This is a genomic window from Paenibacillus sp. MER 99-2 (assembly GCF_023714095.1).
In the GTDB taxonomy this organism is placed as follows: domain Bacteria; phylum Bacillota; class Bacilli; order Paenibacillales; family Paenibacillaceae; genus Paenibacillus.
Genome location: NZ_JAMAUZ010000005.1, coordinates 182,445 through 206,925 on the forward strand (window position 1 = coordinate 182,445; position 24,481 = coordinate 206,925).

Genomic DNA, 24,481 nt, shown 5'->3' on the forward strand with positions numbered 1-24,481 from the left:
ATTCTCTCAATGCACTATCATTTGGTATACAGACGTAAATCAATCAAGAAAAGATTGTTCCAATTTTATACAAATATAACGATACATTTTGTATCAAACAAGTTATAATGGATACAAAAAAAGGATGTGCATATGTCTGTGAAAAAAGAGAAATTAATTGAAATTTATTTTCTCCGAAGCATCTCATGTCTAGCCATCGTACTCACACACTCGATCGGTTTCTCCACCAAGTTTTATACCGACCTGTTGAATTCTTCGCATGTCATTGGAAGAAACATTTTGGATAGTCTGAACCTTCTTCTCAAATTCGGCACCCCAATGTTTGTCTTCATCTCCATTCTCCTACTCTCCTACTCATACCGCGACGGAATCCGAAAGGGATTCCTCCTCAAACGGTTCAAGTACATCTTCATTCCATTTCTTATATTCAGCGGAATTTACAGCGGACTTGCTGTATCCGGATTTCTTGACGCGGAGAATCGGAGCTTCGGAAGCCTACCCAGCGTGTTATTCCAACATATCTTTCTGGCAGGATTCCACGGATATTTCGTAGTGATTATCTTTCAATTCTACATACTGTTCTACCTGTTCAAAAAGTTCCTCGATCAATGGAATCCTTTAACTGTAATCACCGTATCATTTATCATTAATGTCGCTTATCTTGGATTTTTTAATTTCGTAGGCAAAATTGAAAGTATTCCGCTATCCGGCATCATCTGGAGTAGCTTTAATTGGTTGCCTTTTGTCGGCTGGTTATTTTACTTCTCACTCGCCTACTACTGTGGTCGAAATATAGAACAGTTCAAAGCCCTTCTTGCCAAACATAAAGTATGGGTCAGCACGCTTCCATTGGTTCTGATGGGAATCGTATTATTCTTGTACCATAGCGAAATCATTCCTGTCTCTGATTCCAAGCGGATTGATATGCTCTTGCTCACGACTTTTCTCTTCTTCGGGCTATACCAATTCGCAAGCCGACTTCAACGTGTTCCACGAAGTTTACTTCTTATCAGTGACTACTCCTTCGGGATCTATCTTGTTCACTGGCTCTACCTTCATCTGATGGCACAGTTACTACAAGCCGCCTCCTTATCATTAGGGTATTTCACGATTCCGGTTCTGTTCCTAGGAGCTCTCACGTTCTCCATCATCACGGTGTATTTACTCAATCGCGTTCGCGTTGGAAAATTCGTGGTCGGTCAGATTGGGAAGGGACGAAGCGCTACTCCTGTTCAGGTGGAGCGCAGCACAACAGGAGAAGTACCTGCCTAAGCTTAGATTTGAATTTGGATAAACCTTCAGAAGGGATGAAGTTGAACATGGTATTTCCGAACAAGGTGAAGATTGCGTATGGCAAGATGCGGGGATGGGCTGTGTTCGGGAAAATACAACCTACACTTGGATTACTGCCGAGAATACGAGGCAAAGTGTATCTGAACAAATCGGGAGAACTGCAGGTAGGTAAACGACTTAACATCATAGGGAAACCTTGGGGAACCCAGCTAACAGTGGTCAAAGGAGCACGTCTAACCATTGGAGACGATGTACTGATTAACGCAGGCGTAGGAATAGCCGCCAATATAGAGGTTGTCATTGGTAACAATGTGATGATTGGACCGCGCACAAGTATATTCGATAGTGCATACCACCGAATCGATTCTCTGGATGACGGGAGTGAGATGGCACAGCGGATAACGATTCAGGATAATGCCTGGATTGGAACAGGTGCTCTCATTCTTCCTGGCGTAACGATTGGCAAAAATGCCGTGGTTGCTGCCGGAAGCACCGTCACCAAGGATGTTCCTGATAACACCCTTGTGGCTGGAGCACCTGCCAAAGTCATTCGGGAATTAACCATCCATGACGGATGGATTAGAAGATAGCAAATAAACTCGTGCTATAACAAACAAAGATCCCCTTCAGGCATTCATGCAGATCACATCTGAACGCTGTGCTTGAAGGGGATTTCTATTGGAATAAGAGAATCCAAAAATCTGGGGATAACAGCGATCGGAAGGTTATTCTGTCATCGAAGTGGTAAGTGTAAACCTTCTTTAGTTGAACTTATATATACCGAGAAGGAGCAAGGGGGCACACTTCATCAGATCTCTTTTTTCTTGAAATAGAGAATACCTGCGAGGATAAAAAGAACGGCACTTCCACCAACAACCGTCAGCATCGTTGCCAGCGGAACGTTGTAAGCTCCAAATCCCCCGCCTTCCATCGGCGCCATAAGAATGACCGGCTGTGCCCACGGATAATATGGACCAAATGTCACCGAGTTCACGATCAGAATATTCGGTACCGTTAGAGCAAAGTTCAGCGCGAGTGGTGCGGCAAAGCTGCTCCAGATCAAGGAGACCAGCAGTTGTAGCGCAGCGAGTGGCACACAGGCAAATAGTCCAAGGGATAACTTGCCCGCAATTAATCCCCACGGTATTGGTTCTGTTATACCATGAACGAGACCTGCCAGCATAATGGCTGCAAATAGCAACACTTGTGTACCCGCTAAGAGCAACAACACAATGGTGAGCTTGGCCGCATATACACCAGTACGTGTAAGTGGTAAGACAAGCATCTGCTTCCACCCTCCGCCAGAATGTTCAAACCGACAAACGAACGAAGTAAATACGCCGGTCAGAATTGGAAGTAGCAGCAGGCCATGTAGGAGCACCATCGTGTTCATAAGCACTTTCCATTGCCCCGAAGGCGTTGCCAGCAGACCAATGAGCAGCGCGATTAACGGGCTCAGCAGAATCAGAAGCCAGATGGGTGATTTGCCCATTTTCAATCGTTCAGAAGATAGGATTCGGAAATAAGTTGTTGCAAAACCCATCTACGCCACATCCTTCCGACTGAAATGAACCATACCCATCAGCATAATCAAGATGCCTACGCCTAAGCCCAACGAAGGATAGATCAAGGAGCCTTTCCATGCCATCATCGACCAAGCAAGTGGAAAATGTGGTGATATCGTCAGCGCAAACATCCCCGTCACTGCGAGAACAATCCCAAACGTTACAGGTAGAGCCTGATTCTTGGAAACCATGGTGAGCCATAGCTCCACGGATAATACGGGCAGTGCACCAGCCAGCGGCAGAATACCTAATTTAACAATGGATATCCACGGAATCACGCTTGGGTCGAACCCGAAGATCAATCCCAGCCCGACAGTACCAATGGATAACAGTAAACAAGAAATGATCAGCAGCACACATGTCATAATGAACTTAGCTAAGTACACCGCTGGTCTTGAAATGGGTAATGCCAGCAGTTGCTTCCATGAGCCCTGTTCATGCTCCACATTCGCCATCATGGAACTAATAATGGTTGCTCCTAACATGAGCGCCAGGGGTACAAAGACGATGACATTCTCCAGTAGACCTTCCCATAGGTTTCCGCCATAAACACCTTTTAGATAATCCAATCGTAATCCAAAATTCAACGCCTGCATCAGTGTAAGACCAATCGGAGCGAGGAATACAAGAAACCAGATGCCCTTGCCACGAATCTTAAGCCAATCCGATGATAAAGCACGCCCCGTCATACGGTCGCCCCCTCACCAATCACCCGCATAAACAGGTGTTCCAACGATTGGCGATGTTCCTCTACACGATAGATGGCATGGTCATGCTCAACCAGACGTCTTACTAATAATGCGATAGCGCTATTATCCATGTACGGGAACGTTAGCACGGAACCTTGTCGTTGACCGAATTGCCCCTGCTCTCTAGCGAGCTTGATCGCGTCTTCCGGTTCGGACACCGTCAGGCAAATAGAACTGCCCGTTTGACTGTGCAGATTAGCAATGGTATCCTGCAGCACCATCTTACCCTCGCGGATAATGCCAACTCTGCTCGCCATCTGCTCCACTTCACTCAATAAGTGGCTGGATACAAGAACTGTAATACCGTGTTCCAGCGGCATGCGTTTGATCAGCTCTCGAATTTCCTGAATACCTGCCGGGTCAAGCCCATTCGTAGGTTCGTCCAAAATCAATAACTCAGGCTCACCCAACAGGGCGCTCGCGATACCCAGACGTTGCTTCATTCCCAGAGAATATCCCTTCACTGGACGTTTGGCATCCCGAGTCAGATCCACGATGGACAGAACTTCTGCAATTCTCGACTTCGGCACGTTAATAATCCGGCGCAATGCCTCCAGATTTTCCACCGCATTCAGATGACCATAGTACGAAGGGTACTCAACAAGTGATCCTATACGCCGCAGAATGTCCATGCGATCTTTGCGAATATCTTGGTCGAAGATTCGAATAACACCCTTTGTTGGCTTAATTAAGCCTAGTAGCATGCGAATCGTTGTTGTTTTGCCCGCACCGTTCGGACCTAAGAAGCCGTAAATATCTCCTTTTTTGATATTCAGGTCAAGCTCACGTACTGCTGCTCGATTACGATATGTTTTCCATAGATTAGCCGTTTGAATAATGTTATCACTCACTGTTTAATCACCTCGGATAACATCGTAACCCGCCAAGGTTAAAATCAACGTTATCTGAAGTTTAAGTTTAGTTTAAAAATCAGTTTTATCGCTTTTCACTCCTGAGCCGCCATAGAGATAGATTCGAACCCCTTCGGCTGAACTGTCCACCTTCTTGCGGAGACCCATCTCACGAACCAACAGATCCACGATGGATAGACCAAGCCCAGTCCCCTTCGTACCTGTATCCTCCAGCATGCCTGGCCCATGATCCTGAATAAGTAGTGCCGTCTGTCCCTGAATCTGCTCTGTCGAGATGCCAATATATTTGCCTACTGCTGCATATCGAACAATGTTCTGAAACAGATTATCGAGAATACGGCGCATGCCCTGTTCATCCACCTGCCAGAGTAGAGGCTCGTCCGGTAGATCAATGTCGATATCGAACTGTTCCTTCTCCCATACTGGATACCATGCCGCAGCTACTTCTCTGACGATCCGCAGCATATCCTTCTCCTCCAGCTTCAACGTATACTTTCCACTCGTCAGCAGGTTATAGGATAACATGTTGTCGATAAGTCCACCCAGATCCTCCATCTTCGCTTCCATGCGCAGTAATGAATTATTGCCCGTATGACTTAGCTGCTCTTTGTGCAGAGCGTGCATATGTCCTCGAATAACCGTCAACGGTGTGCGAAGATCATGGGAAAGCCCCGCAATGAGACGTTTGCGCAGCTGTTCTTCCTCTCTCTCCCGGTGCCGACTATCTGTAAGCTGACGTATCATATCGTTGAACGACTCCTCCAGTTGCCCAATCTCATCCTCTCGTCGGATATCAACGGGTAGCGGGATGCCTTCCTTGCCTGGCGCCATCATTGCCGTCTGTAAACGGACTAACCGCTTGCGAATACGAGCGAAGAACAGAATCGACATCAGAATGAAGAATAGAAAGATGATGGCCATGAATAGCCCTAAGTACAGGAGCTCCATCGGCCAGTTATTTTGTTGTTTTTGCATCAAGTAACGAGGAACTTCAATTACCATGAAGCCTTTTCCCTTGTCCTGATCGCCGCCTTCGATAAAAGAAACCACCGTGAGCGGATCTCGATACGTCGCTTCCTTCATAAATTGCAACGTAGTTGCCGCATCCCACACGGTTGGAACTTGCGTCACGACGCTCTTTCCGTCATCCAATGTCCATCTCAGCGTCTTCATGACCGTATCGCCTGACGATACTTCTGACAGAGTTACGCCTTCGCCTGCTAACATAAAGATTGTATTCCCACGTTCATCCACCCGGTACATGGAAGACTTGGGATACCTGCTATGTAGCTGCTTGATCCGTTGATCAATCTCGGTTGAAGTAGCATCGCCTAATCTCATTGCCTCTTTAGACCAGAGATTGCTTATATGGTTTACGTCACCATAAGGTGCATCATTGTTATAACTATTGTTCACCACAACCACGTAAATGATAGATGTAATTGGAAGAACGACAGGCACGAATAAAATGGCCGCCAAAATAAGAAACATATAACGGGACATTAAGGAACGTCCGAAACGGAGCTTTTTCTTTTTCACAGACTTCTGCTCTTGTCGCTTCTTGCCTTCGCGTGAGCCTAATCGCCACCATGTCATGGCTTCTTCACGCGGTAACCGACACCACGGATTGTCTGAATGATGGTCGGATTGGCTGGGTCACGTTCCAATTTCTCGCGCAGATGACGAATATGTACCATTAATGTTTTGTCTCCGTCCAGATAGGACTCATTCCAGACCGCTTCATAGATTTGCTCCTTCGTTCGAATCATGCCCATGTGCCTGAGCAGGTACGCAAAAATATGAAACTGTTTCCCAGATAGAATGACTTCCTCTTGCGTAAGCTCATTCATAATCCGATTATCCTTCTCATAGATGGACAGATGATCAAGCTTCACAACTTCATCCGCAGTGATATTCGTGCCAGCCTTACGCAATTGGACTTCTATTCTAGCGGCTAGTTCGTCCGGGTGAAAAGGCTTCGTGACATAATCATCGGCAAAATCAAGTCCATGCAGCTTATCGTCAATAGACGTTCTAGCCGAGAGCATGACAATTGGAATGGAAGGATGTTCCTTTTTGAGTCGCTGCCCTACCGTAAATCCATCCAGACCCGGAAGCATGACGTCAAGAATAATCAGAGAGCAGCCTTTGGCAGCCTCCGTTGCACCTTCACCACTTTCCAACCAGATGACCTCATATTCACGTTCTTCCAGATCTGCTCTAACCCATGTCGCAATTTCGATCTCATCTTCAATGTATAATAGTTTCGGCTTCATACGCTCGATTCGTTTCCCTTCTTTACCCTTTGGGTTAAATATATATTTGAAGCGCCCTAGCGATTGTCCAATCATTCTCAGCTCTTGGATCTGAACGATCAGGGCAAGCTTCTTGAATTAAATGGGTACAAATTCATGACATCGGGGTACAGTGAGTCCCTCTACATTCCATTATAACCTAATCACTCATCTGGGAAATGTTACATAAACAAGTGATGCTCTGCATCATGCAGAGTAATCAGCCACATTCGAGGGATTACGATCCAACATGCCAACATACGCTTGTGTTAAGACGGGAGGATACTTACTATGCTGCTGGAAGCCATCTATCATCAAACCAAACGCAATTGGGCTTATGCCTATGACAAGGATACCGTTCGCTTGCGTTTACGTGCCAAAAAGAACGACCTCACCGAGGTACACGCCCTGACTGGGGACAAATACGCTTGGGAACAAACGAAAGAATTGATCCCTCTAACGAAGTATACATCGGACTCGATGTTTGATTATTATGAAGGGCAAGTACGCCCTCCTTATCACCGTCTGAAATACGCTTTTCTCCTCAAAAGTGAAACCGAACAAATCTGGATGACTGAAACCGACTTCCAAGAGGAAGAACCCGATGAGCCGGGGCGAATGTTTCAGTTCCCCTACATTCATGAAGGTGCTGTATTTACGCCACCTGCTTGGGTGAAAGATGCCGTGTTTTATCAAATTTTCCCCGAACGGTTCGCAAATGGGAATGCTGAGCTTAATCCTGAGAAGGTGGAGCCTTGGGGAGGCGAGCCGACACCGTTTAATTTCTTCGGCGGTGATCTACAAGGCGTCATTGATCACCTCGATTATCTCAGCGAGCTTGGCATTAATGCGATTTATTTCACACCGATCTTCGAAGCGACAACCAATCATAAATACGACACCGAAGATTACATGCGGGTAGACCGGCACTTTGGAGATGCAGAGACCATTAAACGGCTTGTTAAGCTGTGCCATGAGCGTGAAATCCGTGTCATTCTGGACGCGGTATTCAACCATGCCGGGAAGACATTTGCACCATTTGTCGATGTACAGCAGAACGGCGCAGAATCCAAATATAAGGACTGGTTCCACATACATGAGTTTCCGCTGGATGTGAAGGATGGCATTCCCACGTATGAGACCTTTGGCTTCGAAGCCCATATGCCAAAGCTAAATACAGAGAATCCCGAGGTGAAAGCCTATTTGCTGGAGGTTGCCGAGTATTGGATCAAAGAGGTAGGCACCGATGGCTGGCGACTCGACGTCGCCGATGAAGTAGATGATGCCTTCTGGCGAGATTTCCGCCGGGTTGTGAAGGCTGCCAATCCGGAAGCCTACATCCTTGGCGAAGTGTGGAACGAATCGTCTGCATGGCTACAGGGTGATCAGTTCGATGCGTCGATGAACTATCCGTTTACCGAAGCGGTCAATCATTTCTTTGTCAAAAATACAATGCATGCCGAGCAATTTGCTAATTCTATTGGTCGTCAATTATCCCGCTATCCTCATCAGGCGAGCGAGGTCGCTTTTAACTTATTAGATAGCCACGACACACCCCGCTTGCTTACCCTCTGTGAAGGGGATCAACGGAAGATGAAGCTGGCTGCATTATTCCAATTTAGTTTCATGGGTGCACCGTGTATCTATTACGGAGACGAGATTGGACTAGACGGTGATCATGATCCTGGATGTCGCAAATGTATGGAATGGGATGAGGCGAAGCAAGACCGTGACCTGTTTGATTTTTATCAGAGACTTATTGCGCTCCGTCACGCTCATCCTGCTCTGCGTGCTGAAGGTACGATTCGATTCCTACAAGCCCGCGAAGGTGGTAGCCAGCTTGTCATGGAACGTCAGGATGAAGAAGAGCGCATTCTAATTCTGTTCAATCGCTCAGAAGAAACGGCCATCGTTGAGCTGGAGACGAGTACAGATGATTGGCATGAGCTGTTTGGCGAGAAGCACCGGATCGCACTGGAGGATGGCATACTTGCGATTGAGCTTCCGGCTTATGGATATGCAGTATTAAGCATGGCTCTGGAGTAATATAAGGTTCGTGCCAGACTTCATCGAGAAGTCTGGCGTGACCTAGAATACTGCGCGCGCCGGGTGCTGTAACTGGCACGCGGTACGAATATTACACAATACAAATACTACTCTTATGCCAGCTTTTCGTTTCAGATCTATCTATGCCAAAGAGGCGCCAGCAGAAGGTTACTACACTGCTAGGCGCCTCTTCATATTTTAATTTTATTCTGACGTTGAACCCTATGCCCCGTCTGTTTCTAACTCTGGTTCCGGAGCACGTTTTGCCTTCGGTTTCGCAAGCTTCTCCATCATTTTGCGTCCTGTCGGGGTCTGAGCCAGTCCACCTTGAGCCGTCTCACGGTGCCTGCTTGGCATAGCACTGCCCACTTCAAGCATGACATCAATCACTTCGTCCGATGGAATGGCGCTACGCACCCCAGCAAGTGCCATATCAGCAGCGGCTAGAGCGGTTACAGCGCCCAGTCCGTTGCGGACGATGCAAGGAATTTCGACGAGACCTGCGACTGGATCGCAGATGAGACCGAGTGTATTTTTTAACGCCAAACCTACCGCATGAACAACCTGCTCCGGCGTGCCTCCACGTAGCTCAACCATAGCACCCGCCGCCATACCAATCGCGGAGCCTACCTCAGCCTGACAGCCACCCTCAGCACCAGAGATAAACGAATTGTTTGCAATAACATATCCGATCGCCCCAGCACAGAACAGTCCGTTAACCAGATGCTCGTCAGTCCAGCCAAAACGTTCTTGTGAACTGATGAACACACCTGGAATAATGCCGCACGAACCCGCTGTCGGTGTAGCAACAATTCGCCCCATGGATGCATTGACTTCAGAGACACACAGGGCATATGCCATCGCAAGTGCTGAAGCATCACCTGAGCAAGTCTCTCCTTTACGAATGTATTCCGCCATCCTCTTGCCGTCTCCACCAGTCAGACCACTGCGCGAAACTGTATCTTCATTCAGTCCTTTATGAACCGCTTCCTTCATCACCTGATAATATTCAGACATCTGCTGCACGACATCTGCTTCCGGCGTATTCGTCTCTTGGACTTGTTCTTCAATCATTAACTGAGCAATGGTCTTGGATTCAGCCGTGCAGATCGTATTCAGTTCATGCAAATGCTTAAATCGCATCTGGACTCACTCCCTTCTTCAAATCAATTACACGAATATCCAGCACATGATCCAGCGACTTCAAACGGCTTAACATATTCGGGTCTGGCGCCCCATCCATCTCCATCGCAGTCAATGCTTCACCATCCCGACCTTTCCGGTCTACCTGCATATAACCGATGTTCACGCCTGAGGAACTGATGGTGGACGTCACGGATGCAAGCACCCCTGCTTTGTCCGCATGACGCAGCACCAATGTTGGGAACTCCCCACTGATCTGGACGCGAAAATCATTCAAGGCATGCACTGACACACTGCCGCCCCCAATGGACGCACCAATCAATGAACATTCACGGTCACCGTGCCACAGTTCAATTTTGACCGTATTGGGATGGGGAGCAGGTAGGCCACTTGTGAAAAACTCAACCTCCATACCCGCTTGCTCTGCATACTCTTCAGCATCCGGTATTCGCGGATCGTCTGTCGCATAATCAAGCAATCCGCCGATTAGCGCAAGATCTGTGCCATGCCCTTGATACGTATCGGCAAACGATCCGTATAGTGTTAACCGGGCGCGCTCCGGCGTACAACCCAACCACTGACGAGCAATTCTGCCAAGTCTCGCCGCACCAGCCGTATGTGAACTTGAAGGTCCCGTCATGGATGGACCAATAATTGAGAAAACATCTTTAAAACGCATCAAAAACCCTCCATTTGTATTCGTCATGTTCATCCAGATACTTAACCATAACGTTCCATTATTACTGAATGATGACATCAAAAAAGGACAGAAGAAGGCCTTAAGCCCTCTCTCTGTCCTCGATACCTGAGAGTTTCATGATCAACAGCGTCAGTCGATACAGTGCATGCCTTGTTCTTACACATACTGTACCAAGCTGTTTAATCATATACCCCTTGGGTGGCGCATCATGCGCACTCTCCAGAGTTGCGTCCAACGATGGTACATTTACCTGAGAGATTAACCGCCGCGCCGGGTGCGTAGGCAGCTTGCTCCTTCGGTGCCTGATCGCAGGCCATCTTACTTAGCCAACTCAGGTCTCTCCCGCTCGTTATCATTCGCTGTATGGAATTATTCTGATGAGATCAGAATGATGATAATTATGATTCAAAATAGTGACATTAAAGCTAAATCATATCGTGATCCGACGAAAAAACACTCTTACTCATTAAGATTAATCGACCGGAAGTTTCATGTCAATAAACTTAACGATTTGTTAGCTTCAAATCAAATGTAAGCGTTATCTACTGTGAACTTTTGTCACATCGGCACTCATGTTTATTCATTTGTTTACATCTCTGCTGTTAATTCTATGTATGTTCAGGTGTGTCCAATGGTTCGGGTGTTAAGGCAAACTTCTGTCTAAAACCTTCTGTCCAAGACCTTCTCCCCTATAGGACACACCAATGCCCAACTTACTTACTATTACTTTCTTTCTTTTTTTGTCGAGCCATTTCACTTCTGCAGTTGTTCTCCGCATCAGTCTAACCTACTTCATCGTTGCACTCTTCGTCACAGCCTCTTGATAATACGAACTTCTTGAAGGAAGCAAGCTGGTGATCCATAAGATAAGTGCCACTAACATCATGGCTGCTGAGACAACCGTATACACAAGACGAAGGGATAAATATTCTGCCACTACCCCTGCAATCAAAATAGAAGCCACTTGAAGCGCGCTCAGCATCAGTCCAATGACACTGCTCATCCTGCCCATTAGATCTACCGGAATATTATTCTGGTAAAAGGTAATCAGGCCTGTGTTGGCAAGTGCTGAGCACAGCCCAAGCAAGATAAAGGCGAACGCTGCAAGCTCGAAGGAAAACGAACGTGCAAATAGGAAATAACCAAGCGAAACCATAAGCACGCCGATCCCCATCATATGACGGATCGGAATATGTTTGGCAAACAGGGTGACAAGCAGCGAACCAACTAGATAACCGACGCCAGTAACACTCATCAATGCCCCGTATTGAGATTCAGACAAGTTCATCACCTGGCGAATAAACACGACTTCCTGTGCATCCAGCGACATGCCAATGACGAGAACAATCTGAAAAATGACGTAAATCCCTACAACGTAACCACTCTTGCGGCTAAACCTTAGCACGGCTTGCCAGTCCTGAGCGATGATCCGCGGCGACAATTTCGATGGCCCACCACGCTGCTCGCCTATACCCAATTTCGGCAACATCATAAGAATCAGAGCGGACACAGCAAACGAAACACTATTCACGTAGATCGCTACTGCGGGGGATAGATAGAACAATAATACGCCAGCTACAGCAGGCCCCGTAATAAAAGCTCCTGAGCTAATGAGTGCCTGCATCGAATTGAATCGCTTACGCCGCTCAGCCGGTACCAGCCGAGTAATGTACACCTGGGAAGAAGGTACAAATATCGAGGACGACATACTAATCAGAAACATCACAGCATACATCATCCACAGATTTGAAAATAAGGGAAGTGTCGCGACCAGCAATGCCCGTATGATATCTGCCCCAATCATCAACTGGCGTTGATCGTAGCGGTCAATGACACTGCCTGACCAGAACTTGGTGCATACTGAAGCGATTGGCGAGATGATCCATAACCCTGCTACGGCTGCTGGAGATTGGGTCATGTTCAGCACCATCAGGTTGATAGCGACAATGTAGATAAAATCACCCAGGTTGGATATACCCACTCCACCTAATAACAGTCCGGCATGCTTCCAGCCGCCAGGCTGGTTATCAGACTTTTCTACCCTCTCCCGGCTGTTCTTCATCTATCGTTTCCCCCTCGACTTTGAATAGAAAGAAGCCTGATGCATCCAATTCATAACGGCAACCGCATGAGCTTGATCCAAGAAGGTCGCCCTCCAGCCACCACGGTTCACCATCAATGTGGCCTGTACGGTTAGCAATGACCTAGCACGTTGGCGGGATGTTGCGATGGTATTCACTGTAACCACATGAGGACGGCGCATTAACACGGTCAGACGGGAGATTTGCCGCTGGCGGATCAATAGCTGCTTCTCATATATGTTCAGTCCTTCATCCTTGTAGCGTGCATATCCCCACATACCGAACACAGGCAGCAGAAGGAATAGCCCTACGCCCACCATGCCAAAATATATCGTTCCAGCAATTCCAACTAGCAGGGCAATCAGCAGTTTCCAACGGAGAAACAACCAGAGCGCCCGTGTCGGCGGCTGCGCTATATCTGTTTGTAATTCATATTGTGGCACGATGCTTGCCAGCAATTCGTTCACCTCACGCATGGGTAACAGAGGGTGAAGCATCATTTTTTTCTCCTTCTCGGAAGTCAGCACATAAATCTCAACCTCCGCATACCCGAAGGGTTGACGCAGCAGGCCTTCTCTAATGGCGACTGCCTGCACCTTGGTAGGCGAAAACACATGCTTTTTGCGTTCCAACAGACCTGAGACGATGGAGATGTTGCCACCCTCACGCTCTACCGTGAACCCAGCATACTTAATCGTGAATAACACCGCTGATAGAATCCAAGCCAGCAGGAACATGAGAGGAATTAGACCTAGCCACCAAATGGCCGGCAAACTCCCAGCTTCCTCCACTAGACGTCGATAAAAATGATCCGGTAGCAGATCATCTGCAAAGGAATAGATCCCTGTCCCAAAAACGAGCAGGAGCGGCAGATTCATGGTCGTCAATGCCCCTACAAACAATCTGCCCGCCGACAATCGCAGGAGCGGCTCCTGTTGTACAGGATCTTCCGCATGAACAGGTTCTAGAAGTTCTAAGCCATCCACCCTGTTTGGTCTAGAATCTGCACCCGTCTCATGAACTGATCCTAGACCGGGTTCTGTACCCTGCTCACGTTTAATTCCGGCATATTCATCATGGGTTCCTATCTCTACCCTGGATGTCTCCATCTGTTGTTCGAGCGTGATCACAGCAGACTCCTTCACCACTGCCTCAGTCCGCTTCTGATACAGCCATCGCTCCACTCGCTTCGCTTCATCAACACGGAGAGCGGGTAACACACCATCTGCCTCTTTGTTACCACCAGGCGTCTCAATCTTAAGCTGTGCGATTCGAAGCATTCGCTGAATTAACGGCTGCTGTGTCTGTACAGCATGAATCCGGCTAAAATAGATAGACTTCTCTTCCCGTACAAACATCCCCCGCCGTAGTACAATGCGATCCTCTTGCAGGGTATAGCTGAATTTCCGCCATTTCAACCAGCCATATAGAAGAGAGGGCAGCAAAACAAGCGCGATACCTCCTGCATAGAAATACCAAGGGATTTCGCTCCAATTCAGCCCTTTGAATACTAGTAGTACGAAGAAGGGAAGTAACGATTTTAGGACACTGAACAAAGGAAATAAAATATAACTCTTGTGTAGGCGTGTTGTTTCACTCGTTTCATTCATCTCATTCATCTCGATCTTCCACCTTGGCTAAATGTCCAATATTTCGTTTGAGTTGCTCCGCTTCCTCACGCTCCAGACCAGCGATTTCAAGTGTAGCTGCCGCGGTAACGATGCTAACCTTAGCCAGCCCATACTTTCGCAGCAACGGGCCGCTCTCCAATTCTACCTGCTGCACACGTGTCATTGGCACAATCGTGTCAGTAATCCACAGCCAGCCGGAATGAATTTCAAGCTCATCCTCAGCAACTCGGAAACTGAAATAACGATATTGGAGTGCTGGCAGAGCACAGCCAAACCAGATGAAGGACAAGATGCATAATCCGAGCGCAGCCCAGCCTGGCCACAACGTCCAATCTCGATTAAATGCTACGACCAAGTACGCAGCCGCTATAGCGCCCAATATTCCATTGGTGATCAGCGATGTCATAGCGGTTGCCCGCTTTACTTTGGGATGAAGACGTCGAAGGCTCTGTGATTTTAGTGATTTTGGACTAGAAGCATTGGATGTGGTTTCTACTAATTCGCTCTCCTCTATTGTGCCGCCTGTTGTGTTCTCTTTAGCACTTGTATCATCATTGTGTATATTGTTCATTCTCTAATCACCCTTCTCATCACCACTCCTTATTGCTTTATTACCTGCAAATTATCGTAGCATGATTGTTTTGAGTGTGGCAAACTTTCCCATATTATATTTTCAGAAAATATTGAAGTATCTTTCCATGTATATATAAAAGAGAGCATAACCCCTGGCGCGTTCACCCAAGAATTATGCTCTCTTATTTCTCTATATGTTCTATCCTACCTTAGTTCCAATGTCCTCCAACCACTCCAATTGAGATTAACCGAAACGTCCCATAATGTATTCCTGTGTCAGGCGATTGTCCGGGTTCGTAAAGATCTGTTCTGTATTCCCGTGTTCAATCATGCTACCCAAATAGAAATACGCGGTAAAATCCGAAATACGTGCTGCTTGCTGCATGTTATGCGTTACAATAACGATCCGTAGATCCTTCTTCAGTTCGGAGATCAATTCCTCTACTTTACCCGTAGATACCGGGTCAAGCGCAGATGCTGGCTCATCAAGCAACAAAATCTGCGGGTCAACCGATAGTGCGCGTGCGATACACAGACGCTGCTGTTGTCCACCAGATAGTGACAGGGCCGACTCGTTAAGTCTGTCTTTTACCTCATCCCAAAGAGCTGCCCGGCGCAGGCTTTTTTCCACAATTTCATCCAATGCCTTTTTACTCTTCGTACCGCGATAGCGGGGGCCAAACGCGATATTGTTATAAATAGACTTATGGAATGGATTGGGCTTCTGCCACACCATGCCGATCTTTTGGCGAAGCTTGATTACATCCGTACCCGGCTCGTTCAGGTCTTTGCCGTCCATCCAGATATGACCTTCTGTGCGAGATCCAGCGATCTCATCATTCATCCGATTCAAAGAACGAAGGAACGTCGATTTACCGCAGCCTGACGGACCAATAAGCGCCGTCACGCTTGCTTCAGGGAATGCCAGGCTGATCTGCTTAACTGCCTGGAAATGCCCATAATATATGCTTAACTGTTCCGTACCAAAAGGTATGGCCATGTGGGATTCCTCCTTATTTCGAAGCTGTCATACGACGGTATACAACCCGACCGATCCAGCGTGCACTTAGATTGAAAGCTAGCACGAGAATGACAAGGACTGCGGACGCACCGGCTGCAACTTCCTTGGAATCTGGACCAATGCCTTCACTGTTAACTTTCCAGATATGAACGGCCAGCGTCTCAGCTGGACGGAATGGATTGAGCGGTGATCTTGGGCTCGTTGGATTCCAATCCGTGAAATCGAGCGGTGGGCTACTCATCCCTGCTGTAAACATGAGGGCAGCTGCTTCACCAAAGATCCGGCCAGAAGCCAGGATCGTACCTGTAATTAAGCTTGGCAGAGCCACAGGCAACAAGATGGATGTGATGATCTTCCATTTGGACAAGCCAAGTGCCAATCCAGCTTCTTTTTGTTCCTTAGGAACTGCGCGGAAAGCCTGCTCTGTCGTACGTACCATAAGTGGTAAGTTGAAGATCGCAAGCGCCATCGCACCTGAGATTAGAGAGAAGCCCAGGCCAAATGTATTTACAATGAGTAAAAGTCCGAACAAACCGATAACGATTGACGGGAAGGATGACAGTACCTCAACGACCAAGCGAATGAAGCTTGTAATGCGTCCTGGCTTCGCATATTCCGCCATATAAATTCCTCCGCCCCATCCGAGCGGAATCGTAATAATCAGTGTTAACACAAGCAGGAATATGGAGTTGAAAAGCTGCGGTCCAATACCGCCTCCACCTTTGAGCATCTGCGGTGCACTGGTCAGGAAGTTCCAGTCAATGTGGCCAATTCCTCGTGCCAAGATGAAACCAAGTAACCCCAGCAACAATGCAACGATGAACAGTGCGAGCACAACAATGACATAGGTAGCAATTTTATCTACTGTTTTGGCCTTCATTCTCATACCCGGTTTCTCCTTTCAAGCAAGCGAACCAGAATAACGAATACAAAGGTCATTACGAGCAATACCAGTGCCATACTCCAGAGCGCATTATTATGAACTGAATCCATTGTCGTATTACCCATACTTAATGTGATAACACTTGTTAACGTTGAAGCAGACTCAAGCAGGGACGTCGGTACATGTGGTGCGTTACCGATAACCATTTGCACAGCCAGCGCTTCACCAAATGCACGAGCCATCCCCAGTACAACCCCTGTCAACAAGGCTGGTAGAACCGTTGGGATGATGACACGATAAATCGTTTGCCAACGTGTAGCACCTAGAGCATAGGATGACTCACGCAATCCTTTAGGAAGAGCAGAGAGAGCGTCTGCCATAATACTTGTTACTGTAGGCAAGATCATAACAGCCAAAACCAAACATCCCGCAGCAATCCCGACGCCAGCTCCACCGAAAAGAGTACGCATCAAAGGCACAATTACACTCAGACCGATAAATCCATAAACAACGGATGGGATCCCAGACAACAGCTCAATTGCAGGCTGCAGTATCTTTTTCCCTTTGCCCGGTACAATCTCCGTCATAAAGAGCGCTGCACATAGGCTGAGTGGACTTGCAATCAAAGCCGCCAGCAAGGTGGTTGTAAAGGAACCGGTGATGAACGGTAATGCTCCATAAGCTGATGGTTCGGCAGACGGATTCCACGTTCTTCCAAATATGAATTCACGTAAACTCACGCCATCCCGGAAAAAGGTCGTCAGACCCTTGGACGCCACAAAATACACAATGGAAAACATAACAACGATCAGAAAAACAACACAAATCGACGTATAAATACGACCTGTCCAATCTTCCCAGTAATGTTTCTCTCTCAAGGGCCGGCGAGGTTTCATGTTGCTGTTCATTACCGTTCCCCCTTCGGTCTGTTCCATAACAACCATCCTTCATCGTAGAATTAATGTAAAATATGGGATTATTTCATAAACCGCGCAAAGAGGCTGGACCTAAGTCCGCCTCTCTCGCTGTATGAGCAAGTTCAAAGATTATTGAGTCACTGCGCCAGTTGCATCGCGTTTAACTTTCATACCGGATACTGGAATGTAGCCCAGTTCCTTAACGTCTGTCAGTTGAATTTCGTCACTCAGCATGTAATCAAGGAATGCTTTTGTAGCTGCATCAGGTTCACCTTTTGTATACATGTGTTGGTAAGCCCATACTGGGTATGTTCCAGCTTCAACATTTTCAACGGATGCTTCTACGCCTTCGTATTTCAGAACCGTCAAGCTGTCATCCAGGTAAGAAAGTGCAAGGTATCCAATAGCTCCTGGCGTTTCGGAAACCAATTTCTTAACTGTACCTGAGGAATCTTCTTGAATAGATCCTTGGATATCTTCTACTTTTGTACCCAGTGCGAAGTTCTCGAATGTTGCACGAGTTCCGGAGCTACCAGGACGGTTAACGATAACGATTGCTTGATCCGCACCACCAACGTCTTTCCAGTTCGTGATTTTACCGGAGAAAATGTCGATCAATTGTTGCTTCGTCAAGTCTGTTACACCTGCATCTTTGTTGCTAACTGGAGCGATAGCTACAACTGCTACTTGGTGGTCAACCAATTCTTTTGCTTTTGCTTCGTCTTCCAATTTCTCTTCTGCAAATACGTCGGAGTTACCGATAGTAGCTTGTCCGTCAGACACTTGTGTCAGACCAGTACCGCTACCGCCGCCTTGCACTTGTACTGTTACGTTCTTATATTCATCAACTGCCATAAATTTCTGTCCAGCTTGCTCAACCAGAGGTTGTAATGCTGTAGATCCAACAGCCAGAATGTTACCACTAAGTTCAGTGGCAGCTTCGCCTGATCCATTGCTTGCAGAACCCTCTGTTCCAGCGTTATTGTTCGATCCACATGCTGCAAGCACGAGTACGAACGACAAGGTCATCAAAATAAACGGCAACTTTTTAAACATAGTTTTGTTTTCCTCCCCCAATTTAGTGATGGCGTTTTGTGAATTTGTGTGTTCACCATCAACTCTTTAATCATTGTAGTTTCGGTATGTCATCTCAAAATCATTGTTTTGTAAACGCAATGTTAAAAATGTAGGCTGTGTTTGGAAAATAATTGGAAACACTTCATCGCTGAGTAGGTCGCTCCGGGAACGGACGTTGTTTCAATCGCTGTTATCCCCTGATGTATATGATTTGTTTTTTCCAAGGAAAACATCCGTGGATAAAGGCGAGCGCTCCGCTTTTCCACAATCGTTCCGTTCCCTGCGCTATGTCAGCGCTGATGAAACTCCCAAACATTTCAATCTACAGCCTAGGGAAGGGTAGGAAAAAGACCAGGCCTACAATGAATTGCTCCACCGTCCATTGTTAACGGTGTTTAACAATTAGTGATGGAATTCAGGAGAGGCTGGTCATGTTTTAATGCGTTATGCTCGCCTGGTCGCTATTCCAGACACCAATCGGAAAATTAAAAAAACTGCTCACAGTAAGTGCATCAGCACCAACTATGAGCAGTTTTATACTAAATTGTTTTTATAACCTAAACATTTACACGAGAACGGAGAGGACAGAAATAACATGGAGAAGCGAAGCGTTCGGCTGAAAGCTTTCTGAAAGAAAGCCACATCGGAAGCATACGCTATCCCTGGATTTTCCCTTTAGAAAGGGAATCAAAAAATTCTGGAGATAACAGCGATCGGAAAGTTATTCTGTCATCGAAATAGAAAGTGTAACTATTTTAGTTTACTAACCTAGAATCCACAACCATAACGCCAAACCCGCAAGCGTAATTAGCAATGTTGGAATGGTTAAGATCACACCAACCTTGAAATAATATCCCCATGTGATTTTCACACCTTTACGTGATAACACATGCAGCCATAGTAACGTTGCAAGCGAGCCGATCGGTGTCATTTTGGGACCTAGATCGGAGCCGATCACATTACCGTAAATTAACGCTTCACGCACAATGCCCTCAGCATTCGAACCATGGATCGCTAGGGCGTTAATCAGCACGGTAGGCAGATTGTTCATCACCGAGGATAACACTGCAGCAATGACGCCCATCCCAACAGATGCCGCTAGCACACCATGTTCTGCGATCGCATCAAGCCAGCGACTCAGATGGTCAGTCAAACCTGCGTTACGAAGCCCGTATACGACGATATACATGCCAACGGAAAATACAACGATCGACCATGGCGCTTCCATCACTACCCGTTTCAAATTAACCGCTTCGCTCTTACGCGCAAGCCATGCGAATAGCAGTGCTACGGCACCTACGATAACCGAAACCGGAATCGGGAGAAACTCACTAAGGGTATACGCAACCAACAGTAATACTAACATGAACCATGCAATGCGGAACATACGTGGGTCGCGAATAGCTTCCTTCGGATCACGCGCAGCGGTTATATCATAACGAAGCGGTATGCTTTTGCGATAGAACAAAACTAACATCACTGTGCTCGCGACAATGGAAAATATATTGGGCACAATCATCTTCGCAGCATATTCCAGAAACGTAATGCCGAAATAATCAGCAGATACGATGTTCACTAGATTACTGACGACGAGAGGTAATGATGTCGTATCCGCTACAAAGCCACTGGCCATGACAAAAGCTAGCACCATGCGTTCATCAAACTTGAGCGCTCTTACCATAGCCAAGACAATGGGTGTCAAAATAAGTGCTGCGCCATCATTGGCAAAGAGTGCTGACACAGCCGCTCCCAGCAAGATCGCGTATATGAATAACCTGCGTCCATCGCCTCCAGCAAGTCTAGCCATATGTAGCGCTGCCCACTCGAAGAAACCCGTCTCATCGAGAATTAATGAGATCATGATAATGCCGACAAACGCTAGCGTTGCATTCCATACGATGGAAGCGACATCAGATGCATCATTTAAGCTAACAACACCGCAGAGTAGCGCTAGAATCGCCCCACCCATAGCAGACCAACCAATCCCCAGCCCTCGCGGCTGCCAGATGACCAGTGTAATGGTTAAGATAAATATTAAGATGGCTATATATGTCATGAATCCTCCTGCGCCCCTATCATCCACTTCTTCTATTATACGATTACACCGCAACCGGTACGGAATAACCAGACGATCTAGTTATACAGGGCAACAGGAGGATTGTCTATCTTTATTTTCTTACTGTAAATGGTGTAGAACGTTAATCCGTTATCACTTAGGATTTGTCGCTCTTCTTCGGCGTATCTTCTATCATTTTGAACATTCCCAAGAGTCCTTGGAGCTGTTCAGCCATGCTGTTCAAATGTGCAGAAGATGAAGCAATCTCTTCAACAGATGCAAGTTGTTCTTGGGACGAAGCCGATACGGATTCGGTGTTCGCTGCCGATTCTTGGGTAACGATAGAGATATCATTCATTGCTTGAGCAACTTGAGTAGCGCCGTGCTCCATCTGCTTCGTTGTTTCAGACAGATCATCAAGTGTATGAACAACGTCTTCTACAGCAGTACGAATCTGAGCAAATGATTGCCCTGATGTATTCACGGCTTGAATACCATCGCCTACCCGAGTCTGAGCTGCATTCATCGCATGAAGGGCTGCATCCATATCCATCCGAATGTTATGAACCAAATCCCCAATCTGTGCCGCAGAGCTTCCGGATTCCTCAGCAAGCTTGCGCACTTCTCCAGCTACGACGGCGAAGCCACGACCTGCATCACCCGCTCTTGCCGCTTCAATGGACGCATTCAGCGCCAGTAGATTGGTCTGTTTGGAGATGGAAGCAATGACATCAACCATGCTACCGATCTCTACGGAACGGGCATTCAAGGATTGTACTACCTTCGCCAGTTGTTCCACCGTTTCCTGAATGCTATTCATCTGTTCCATTGCTTCGCTCGCTGCCTCATTACCCGAATGAGCCGCACCTGAAGTATGACGCATATTCGTAGTAATGGATTGCACACGTTCAGACATAAGACGTACGTCTTCCACCATACGGCTCATTTGTCCTGAACCTTCTTTGACACTCCTTACTTGCTGCTCTGCACCTTCGGCAAGCTCCTGTACCGCCAGCGTAGAGTGCTCAATCGCTTTGGTCGTTTGTTCTGCACTAGCCGACAATTCCTGCGAAGAAGCCGATACTTGCTCTGTCGTTTCTTGCACACCCAGAATCATCATGCGGAGGTTATCAACCATTCGTTCAAAGTACTTCGCCAAGTCACCCACTTCATCTTTGCGACCTGTTTCCATTTTGACAGTCAGATCACCCTTACTTACAGCTCTAGCCGATTCTTGCAGTCGTTTGATTGGACGCAGCATCGAGCGCGTAAACCAGATAATAAAGATGAGGGTAATGAATGTAGCTGCCAGAATGACAATAAATGTTGCCATGCGAATATCTTTACTTGCTTCGGTTACTTCACTTTTAAACATCGTGCCGGCAATTTTCCACCCTGTTGCTTCATTAGTAGAGAAAATCATCATTTTCGGTGCATCATTATACACGTAATCGAATTGTCCTTCTTGTTTCTCAAACATCTCATTTAAGGTGTCACTTGTATCCTGCGTTCCAGCTTCTACAACAGGAGATACGACATAATTTTTGTTGGCATCCATAATAATGACGTAGCCTTCTTTACCTACCCTGATGGATGCCTGTTCACGCAGATCCGTTAGATCCATGGACAAACCAACTACAGCGGATTGATCGCTCAACGTTTTGGAGATAAATACAACGGCTTTTCCATCCGTATTAAGGGACACATTCGATACAGCGGCTGTGCCGGGCTTCGCCATCGCAAGCTTGTACCACTCTCGCTCCCTTGGATCGTAGGCATCGCCGCGCAAGCTACTTTCCGTCGGTTTCCCCCGAACCATGACTCCCTCTGTCGTACCTACAAAAATATTATTGGCGTCCGGATGTAAACCCAGATATTGCTCCAGCTTCGCCTGAAGCTCGGTGCTATCGCTCTCACCCTTAATTAAACTTGAATCAAGCGTATTGGCAAAATAGTTAATGTCGTTCACTTTATAACTGACTTGGCTCTCCACGATGGAATTCGCTGTACTCACACTTTGCTCGGCACTATCCATCAGTTGTTCTTGTACGCTATCCTCTGCAATAATTAACGTAACGAAGCCGATCGCCAGACTAGGCAGAATCAGCACGGCCAAGAACGATACCAATAGCTTGTTCCTTATATTCCAGACAAAACCTTTCTTTTTACTCTTCTTTTTATTATTTTTTGGTTTGGCAGGTTTAGCTGCTTTTATCTGCTTTTGATCCTGGCTCATCACGTTTCTCCCCCTCAAATATCAAAATTGTCCTCATTCTCTTTTATGTATGGACTACTCTTAAAGGCCTATATTATATATCGGCTGAATGGGGGGATTTATTTGATAAAAAAATGGACATTGCATGCCAAACAAGCCAACTTCTATACGAAGTGACTTGTTCGAGGTGTAAGGTCATATTTGGTATTAATACTATTTTCAATTCGAATAGGTTGGAGGCTGTGCCACAGGTTTCCCAAAATAATATCCCTGTGCCAGCTCTATCCCGGCAGAACGACAAAACTCAAATTCTTCGATGCGTTCCACGCCTTCGGCAAGCACCTGACCGCCAAATCGACGCGACATCTCGACAATATGAATGATTTTCTGCTGTTTTACAGGATCATCATCACAATGATCAATGAGACTCCGATCTATTTTGACAAAATCCGGTTCTAATCGATTCATCAGCTCTACCGTCGAAAACCCGGCTCCCACATCATCCAGCGCTACAGACATCCCATGATTACGATATACCTGAAAAATATGCTGTAAGGCATCCATGTGTTTAATCGGCTCGGTCTCAACAACTTCAAATACAAAGTCTTTAGGGTCTAACCTTAATCGTTCAATGACTTCAAATGTATGTGTTAAGCAGTATTCGGGGTTATATATGGAGGAAGGTAAGAAATTAACAAAACGCTTAATTCCCTGTGGCAAAAAAACGGAACTCGTCTCAATGGCCGAGATCCTTGCTGTTCGATCTAAAAAGGATTGCAATCCCGTATCCCGTGCAATTTCAAACAATTCATACGCATTGAATGATCTTCCGTTCTCAGCAGGACGTAAGAGGAATTCATATCCAATAATTTGCTGTGAAGCATCCACAATGGGCTGCATATGACTACTGAATCTTTTTTCTAAAATAATCGAAACCATATCCGCATGCTTGAACCGATTCTCCAGCATTCCCAGACTGATCCAGTCTTCCTGGTCTGCCTGCTCACGAATTGCTCTCACTTGAAATGAAATCGTGTCCAATACAGCTTGACTCAGCTTCCTGATCTTCTCCAGATTGCTCTGCAGCATGTCAAGATTGTCAAAATGCACCCAGATATAGCGATCTGAATGCTCGCTACTCATCCCCTGCGTTTGCAGCGCTTCCAGCAAAATGGGGGAAAACGGACGCAGATACAGGGTACCTTGATCCTCAATCGGATAAATTGGACTGCAGCCACTGCAATTCATGTAGAACCCCCTTGCCGTTTCATTAATATTAGTATATACCCAAAGTTTGTAAATATTATAGCACGGGTATTCAAATTAATCTCTACTGTTTTGGTGACTTCCTCTATGACGGGGAGT

20 protein-coding genes and 2 riboswitches are annotated in these 24,481 nt (G+C 46.6%); of the genes, 3 read left to right on the plus strand and 17 right to left on the minus strand.

Annotated elements, in window-relative coordinates; all coding sequences use genetic code 11:
* Positions 1-132 precede the first annotated feature (132 nt).
* Positions 133-1,272, plus strand: coding sequence for an acyltransferase family protein (locus tag M3636_RS20910; RefSeq protein WP_251383868.1), 1,140 nt, complete (start codon positions 133-135; stop codon positions 1,270-1,272).
* A 47-nt stretch (positions 1,273-1,319) separates the two neighbouring features.
* Positions 1,320-1,883 carry an acyltransferase gene (locus M3636_RS20915; protein ID WP_174715326.1) on the plus strand — a complete coding sequence of 188 codons (564 nt, stop codon included), beginning with the start codon at positions 1,320-1,322 and terminating at the stop codon, positions 1,881-1,883.
* Positions 1,884-2,101: 218 nt separating this feature from the next.
* Here M3636_RS20915 and M3636_RS20920 read toward each other — a convergent pair whose 3' ends face one another.
* From M3636_RS20920 to M3636_RS20940, 5 genes are all read right to left on the minus strand, one after another.
* Positions 2,102-2,836: an ABC transporter permease gene (locus M3636_RS20920; RefSeq protein WP_251383869.1), complete on the minus strand. Its 735-nt coding sequence runs from the start codon at positions 2,834-2,836 to the stop codon at positions 2,102-2,104.
* Positions 2,837-3,547 carry an ABC transporter permease gene (locus M3636_RS20925; RefSeq protein ID WP_251383870.1) on the minus strand — a complete coding sequence of 237 codons (711 nt, stop codon included), beginning with the start codon at positions 3,545-3,547 and terminating at the stop codon, positions 2,837-2,839.
* Positions 3,544-4,458 (minus strand): ABC transporter ATP-binding protein, encoded by a 915-nt coding sequence (locus M3636_RS20930; protein ID WP_251383871.1) that lies wholly within the window; start codon positions 4,456-4,458, stop codon positions 3,544-3,546. Before M3636_RS20930 ends, M3636_RS20925 begins: the two co-directional genes overlap by 4 nt.
* 72 nt (positions 4,459-4,530) lie before the next feature.
* Entirely contained in the window at positions 4,531-6,075 is a 1,545-nt protein-coding gene (locus tag M3636_RS20935) for a sensor histidine kinase (protein ID WP_251383872.1), read from the minus strand.
* A complete protein-coding gene (locus M3636_RS20940; protein WP_251383968.1) occupies positions 6,072-6,755 on the minus strand; it encodes a response regulator transcription factor in 684 nt (227 codons plus the stop codon). The genes M3636_RS20935 and M3636_RS20940 overlap by 4 nt, the downstream gene beginning before the upstream one ends.
* 309 nt (positions 6,756-7,064) lie before the next feature.
* Between M3636_RS20940 and M3636_RS20945 the strand changes: the two genes are divergently transcribed.
* Positions 7,065-8,819, plus strand: a complete 1,755-nt coding sequence (locus M3636_RS20945) for an alpha-glycosidase (protein WP_251383873.1) — start codon at positions 7,065-7,067, stop codon at positions 8,817-8,819.
* A 222-nt stretch (positions 8,820-9,041) separates the two neighbouring features.
* Here the strand turns inward: M3636_RS20945 and sdaAA are convergent, their stop codons facing one another.
* The 12 genes from sdaAA to M3636_RS21005 form a co-directional block, all read right to left on the minus strand.
* On the minus strand, positions 9,042-9,962 hold the full coding sequence (gene sdaAA / locus M3636_RS20950; protein ID WP_251383874.1) for an L-serine ammonia-lyase, iron-sulfur-dependent, subunit alpha: 921 nt from the start codon (positions 9,960-9,962) through the stop codon (positions 9,042-9,044).
* Positions 9,952-10,641, minus strand: a complete 690-nt coding sequence (gene sdaAB / locus M3636_RS20955) for an L-serine ammonia-lyase, iron-sulfur-dependent subunit beta (protein ID WP_128100043.1) — start codon at positions 10,639-10,641, stop codon at positions 9,952-9,954. The genes sdaAA and sdaAB overlap by 11 nt, the downstream gene beginning before the upstream one ends.
* A 111-nt stretch (positions 10,642-10,752) precedes the next feature.
* A riboswitch (glycine riboswitch) is annotated at positions 10,753-10,887 on the minus strand.
* A gap of 4 nt (positions 10,888-10,891) precedes the next feature.
* Positions 10,892-11,017, minus strand: a riboswitch (glycine riboswitch).
* A gap of 432 nt (positions 11,018-11,449) precedes the next feature.
* Positions 11,450-12,724 carry an MFS transporter gene (locus tag M3636_RS20960; RefSeq protein WP_251383875.1) on the minus strand — a complete coding sequence of 425 codons (1,275 nt, stop codon included), beginning with the start codon at positions 12,722-12,724 and terminating at the stop codon, positions 11,450-11,452.
* On the minus strand, positions 12,725-14,362 hold the full coding sequence (locus M3636_RS20965; RefSeq protein ID WP_251383876.1) for a PH domain-containing protein: 1,638 nt from the start codon (positions 14,360-14,362) through the stop codon (positions 12,725-12,727).
* Positions 14,355-14,945 (minus strand): PH domain-containing protein, encoded by a 591-nt coding sequence (locus M3636_RS20970; protein WP_251383877.1) that lies wholly within the window; start codon positions 14,943-14,945, stop codon positions 14,355-14,357. Before M3636_RS20970 ends, M3636_RS20965 begins: the two co-directional genes overlap by 8 nt.
* A 246-nt stretch (positions 14,946-15,191) precedes the next feature.
* Positions 15,192-15,947: a phosphate ABC transporter ATP-binding protein PstB gene (pstB, locus tag M3636_RS20975; protein WP_128100037.1), complete on the minus strand. Its 756-nt coding sequence runs from the start codon at positions 15,945-15,947 to the stop codon at positions 15,192-15,194.
* Between the two features lie 13 nt (positions 15,948-15,960).
* Positions 15,961-16,848 (minus strand): phosphate ABC transporter permease PstA, encoded by an 888-nt coding sequence (pstA, locus tag M3636_RS20980; RefSeq protein WP_128104270.1) that lies wholly within the window; start codon positions 16,846-16,848, stop codon positions 15,961-15,963.
* Between the two features lie 2 nt (positions 16,849-16,850).
* Positions 16,851-17,759, minus strand: a complete 909-nt coding sequence (gene pstC / locus M3636_RS20985; RefSeq protein WP_128100036.1) for a phosphate ABC transporter permease subunit PstC — start codon at positions 17,757-17,759, stop codon at positions 16,851-16,853.
* A gap of 138 nt (positions 17,760-17,897) precedes the next feature.
* The gene (locus M3636_RS20990; protein ID WP_128100035.1) at positions 17,898-18,824 is read right to left on the minus strand and encodes a phosphate ABC transporter substrate-binding protein PstS family protein; all 927 of its coding nucleotides are present in this window, start codon (positions 18,822-18,824) and stop codon (positions 17,898-17,900) included.
* A 784-nt stretch (positions 18,825-19,608) separates the two neighbouring features.
* Complete coding sequence (locus M3636_RS20995; protein WP_251383878.1) at positions 19,609-20,901, minus strand: arsenic transporter; 1,293 nt, start codon at positions 20,899-20,901, stop codon at positions 19,609-19,611.
* Between the two features lie 157 nt (positions 20,902-21,058).
* The gene (locus M3636_RS21000) at positions 21,059-23,137 is read right to left on the minus strand and encodes a methyl-accepting chemotaxis protein (RefSeq protein WP_251383879.1); all 2,079 of its coding nucleotides are present in this window, start codon (positions 23,135-23,137) and stop codon (positions 21,059-21,061) included.
* A 198-nt stretch (positions 23,138-23,335) separates the two neighbouring features.
* On the minus strand, positions 23,336-24,364 hold the full coding sequence (locus tag M3636_RS21005; protein ID WP_251383880.1) for an EAL domain-containing protein: 1,029 nt from the start codon (positions 24,362-24,364) through the stop codon (positions 23,336-23,338).
* Positions 24,365-24,481: the final 117 nt, after the last annotated feature.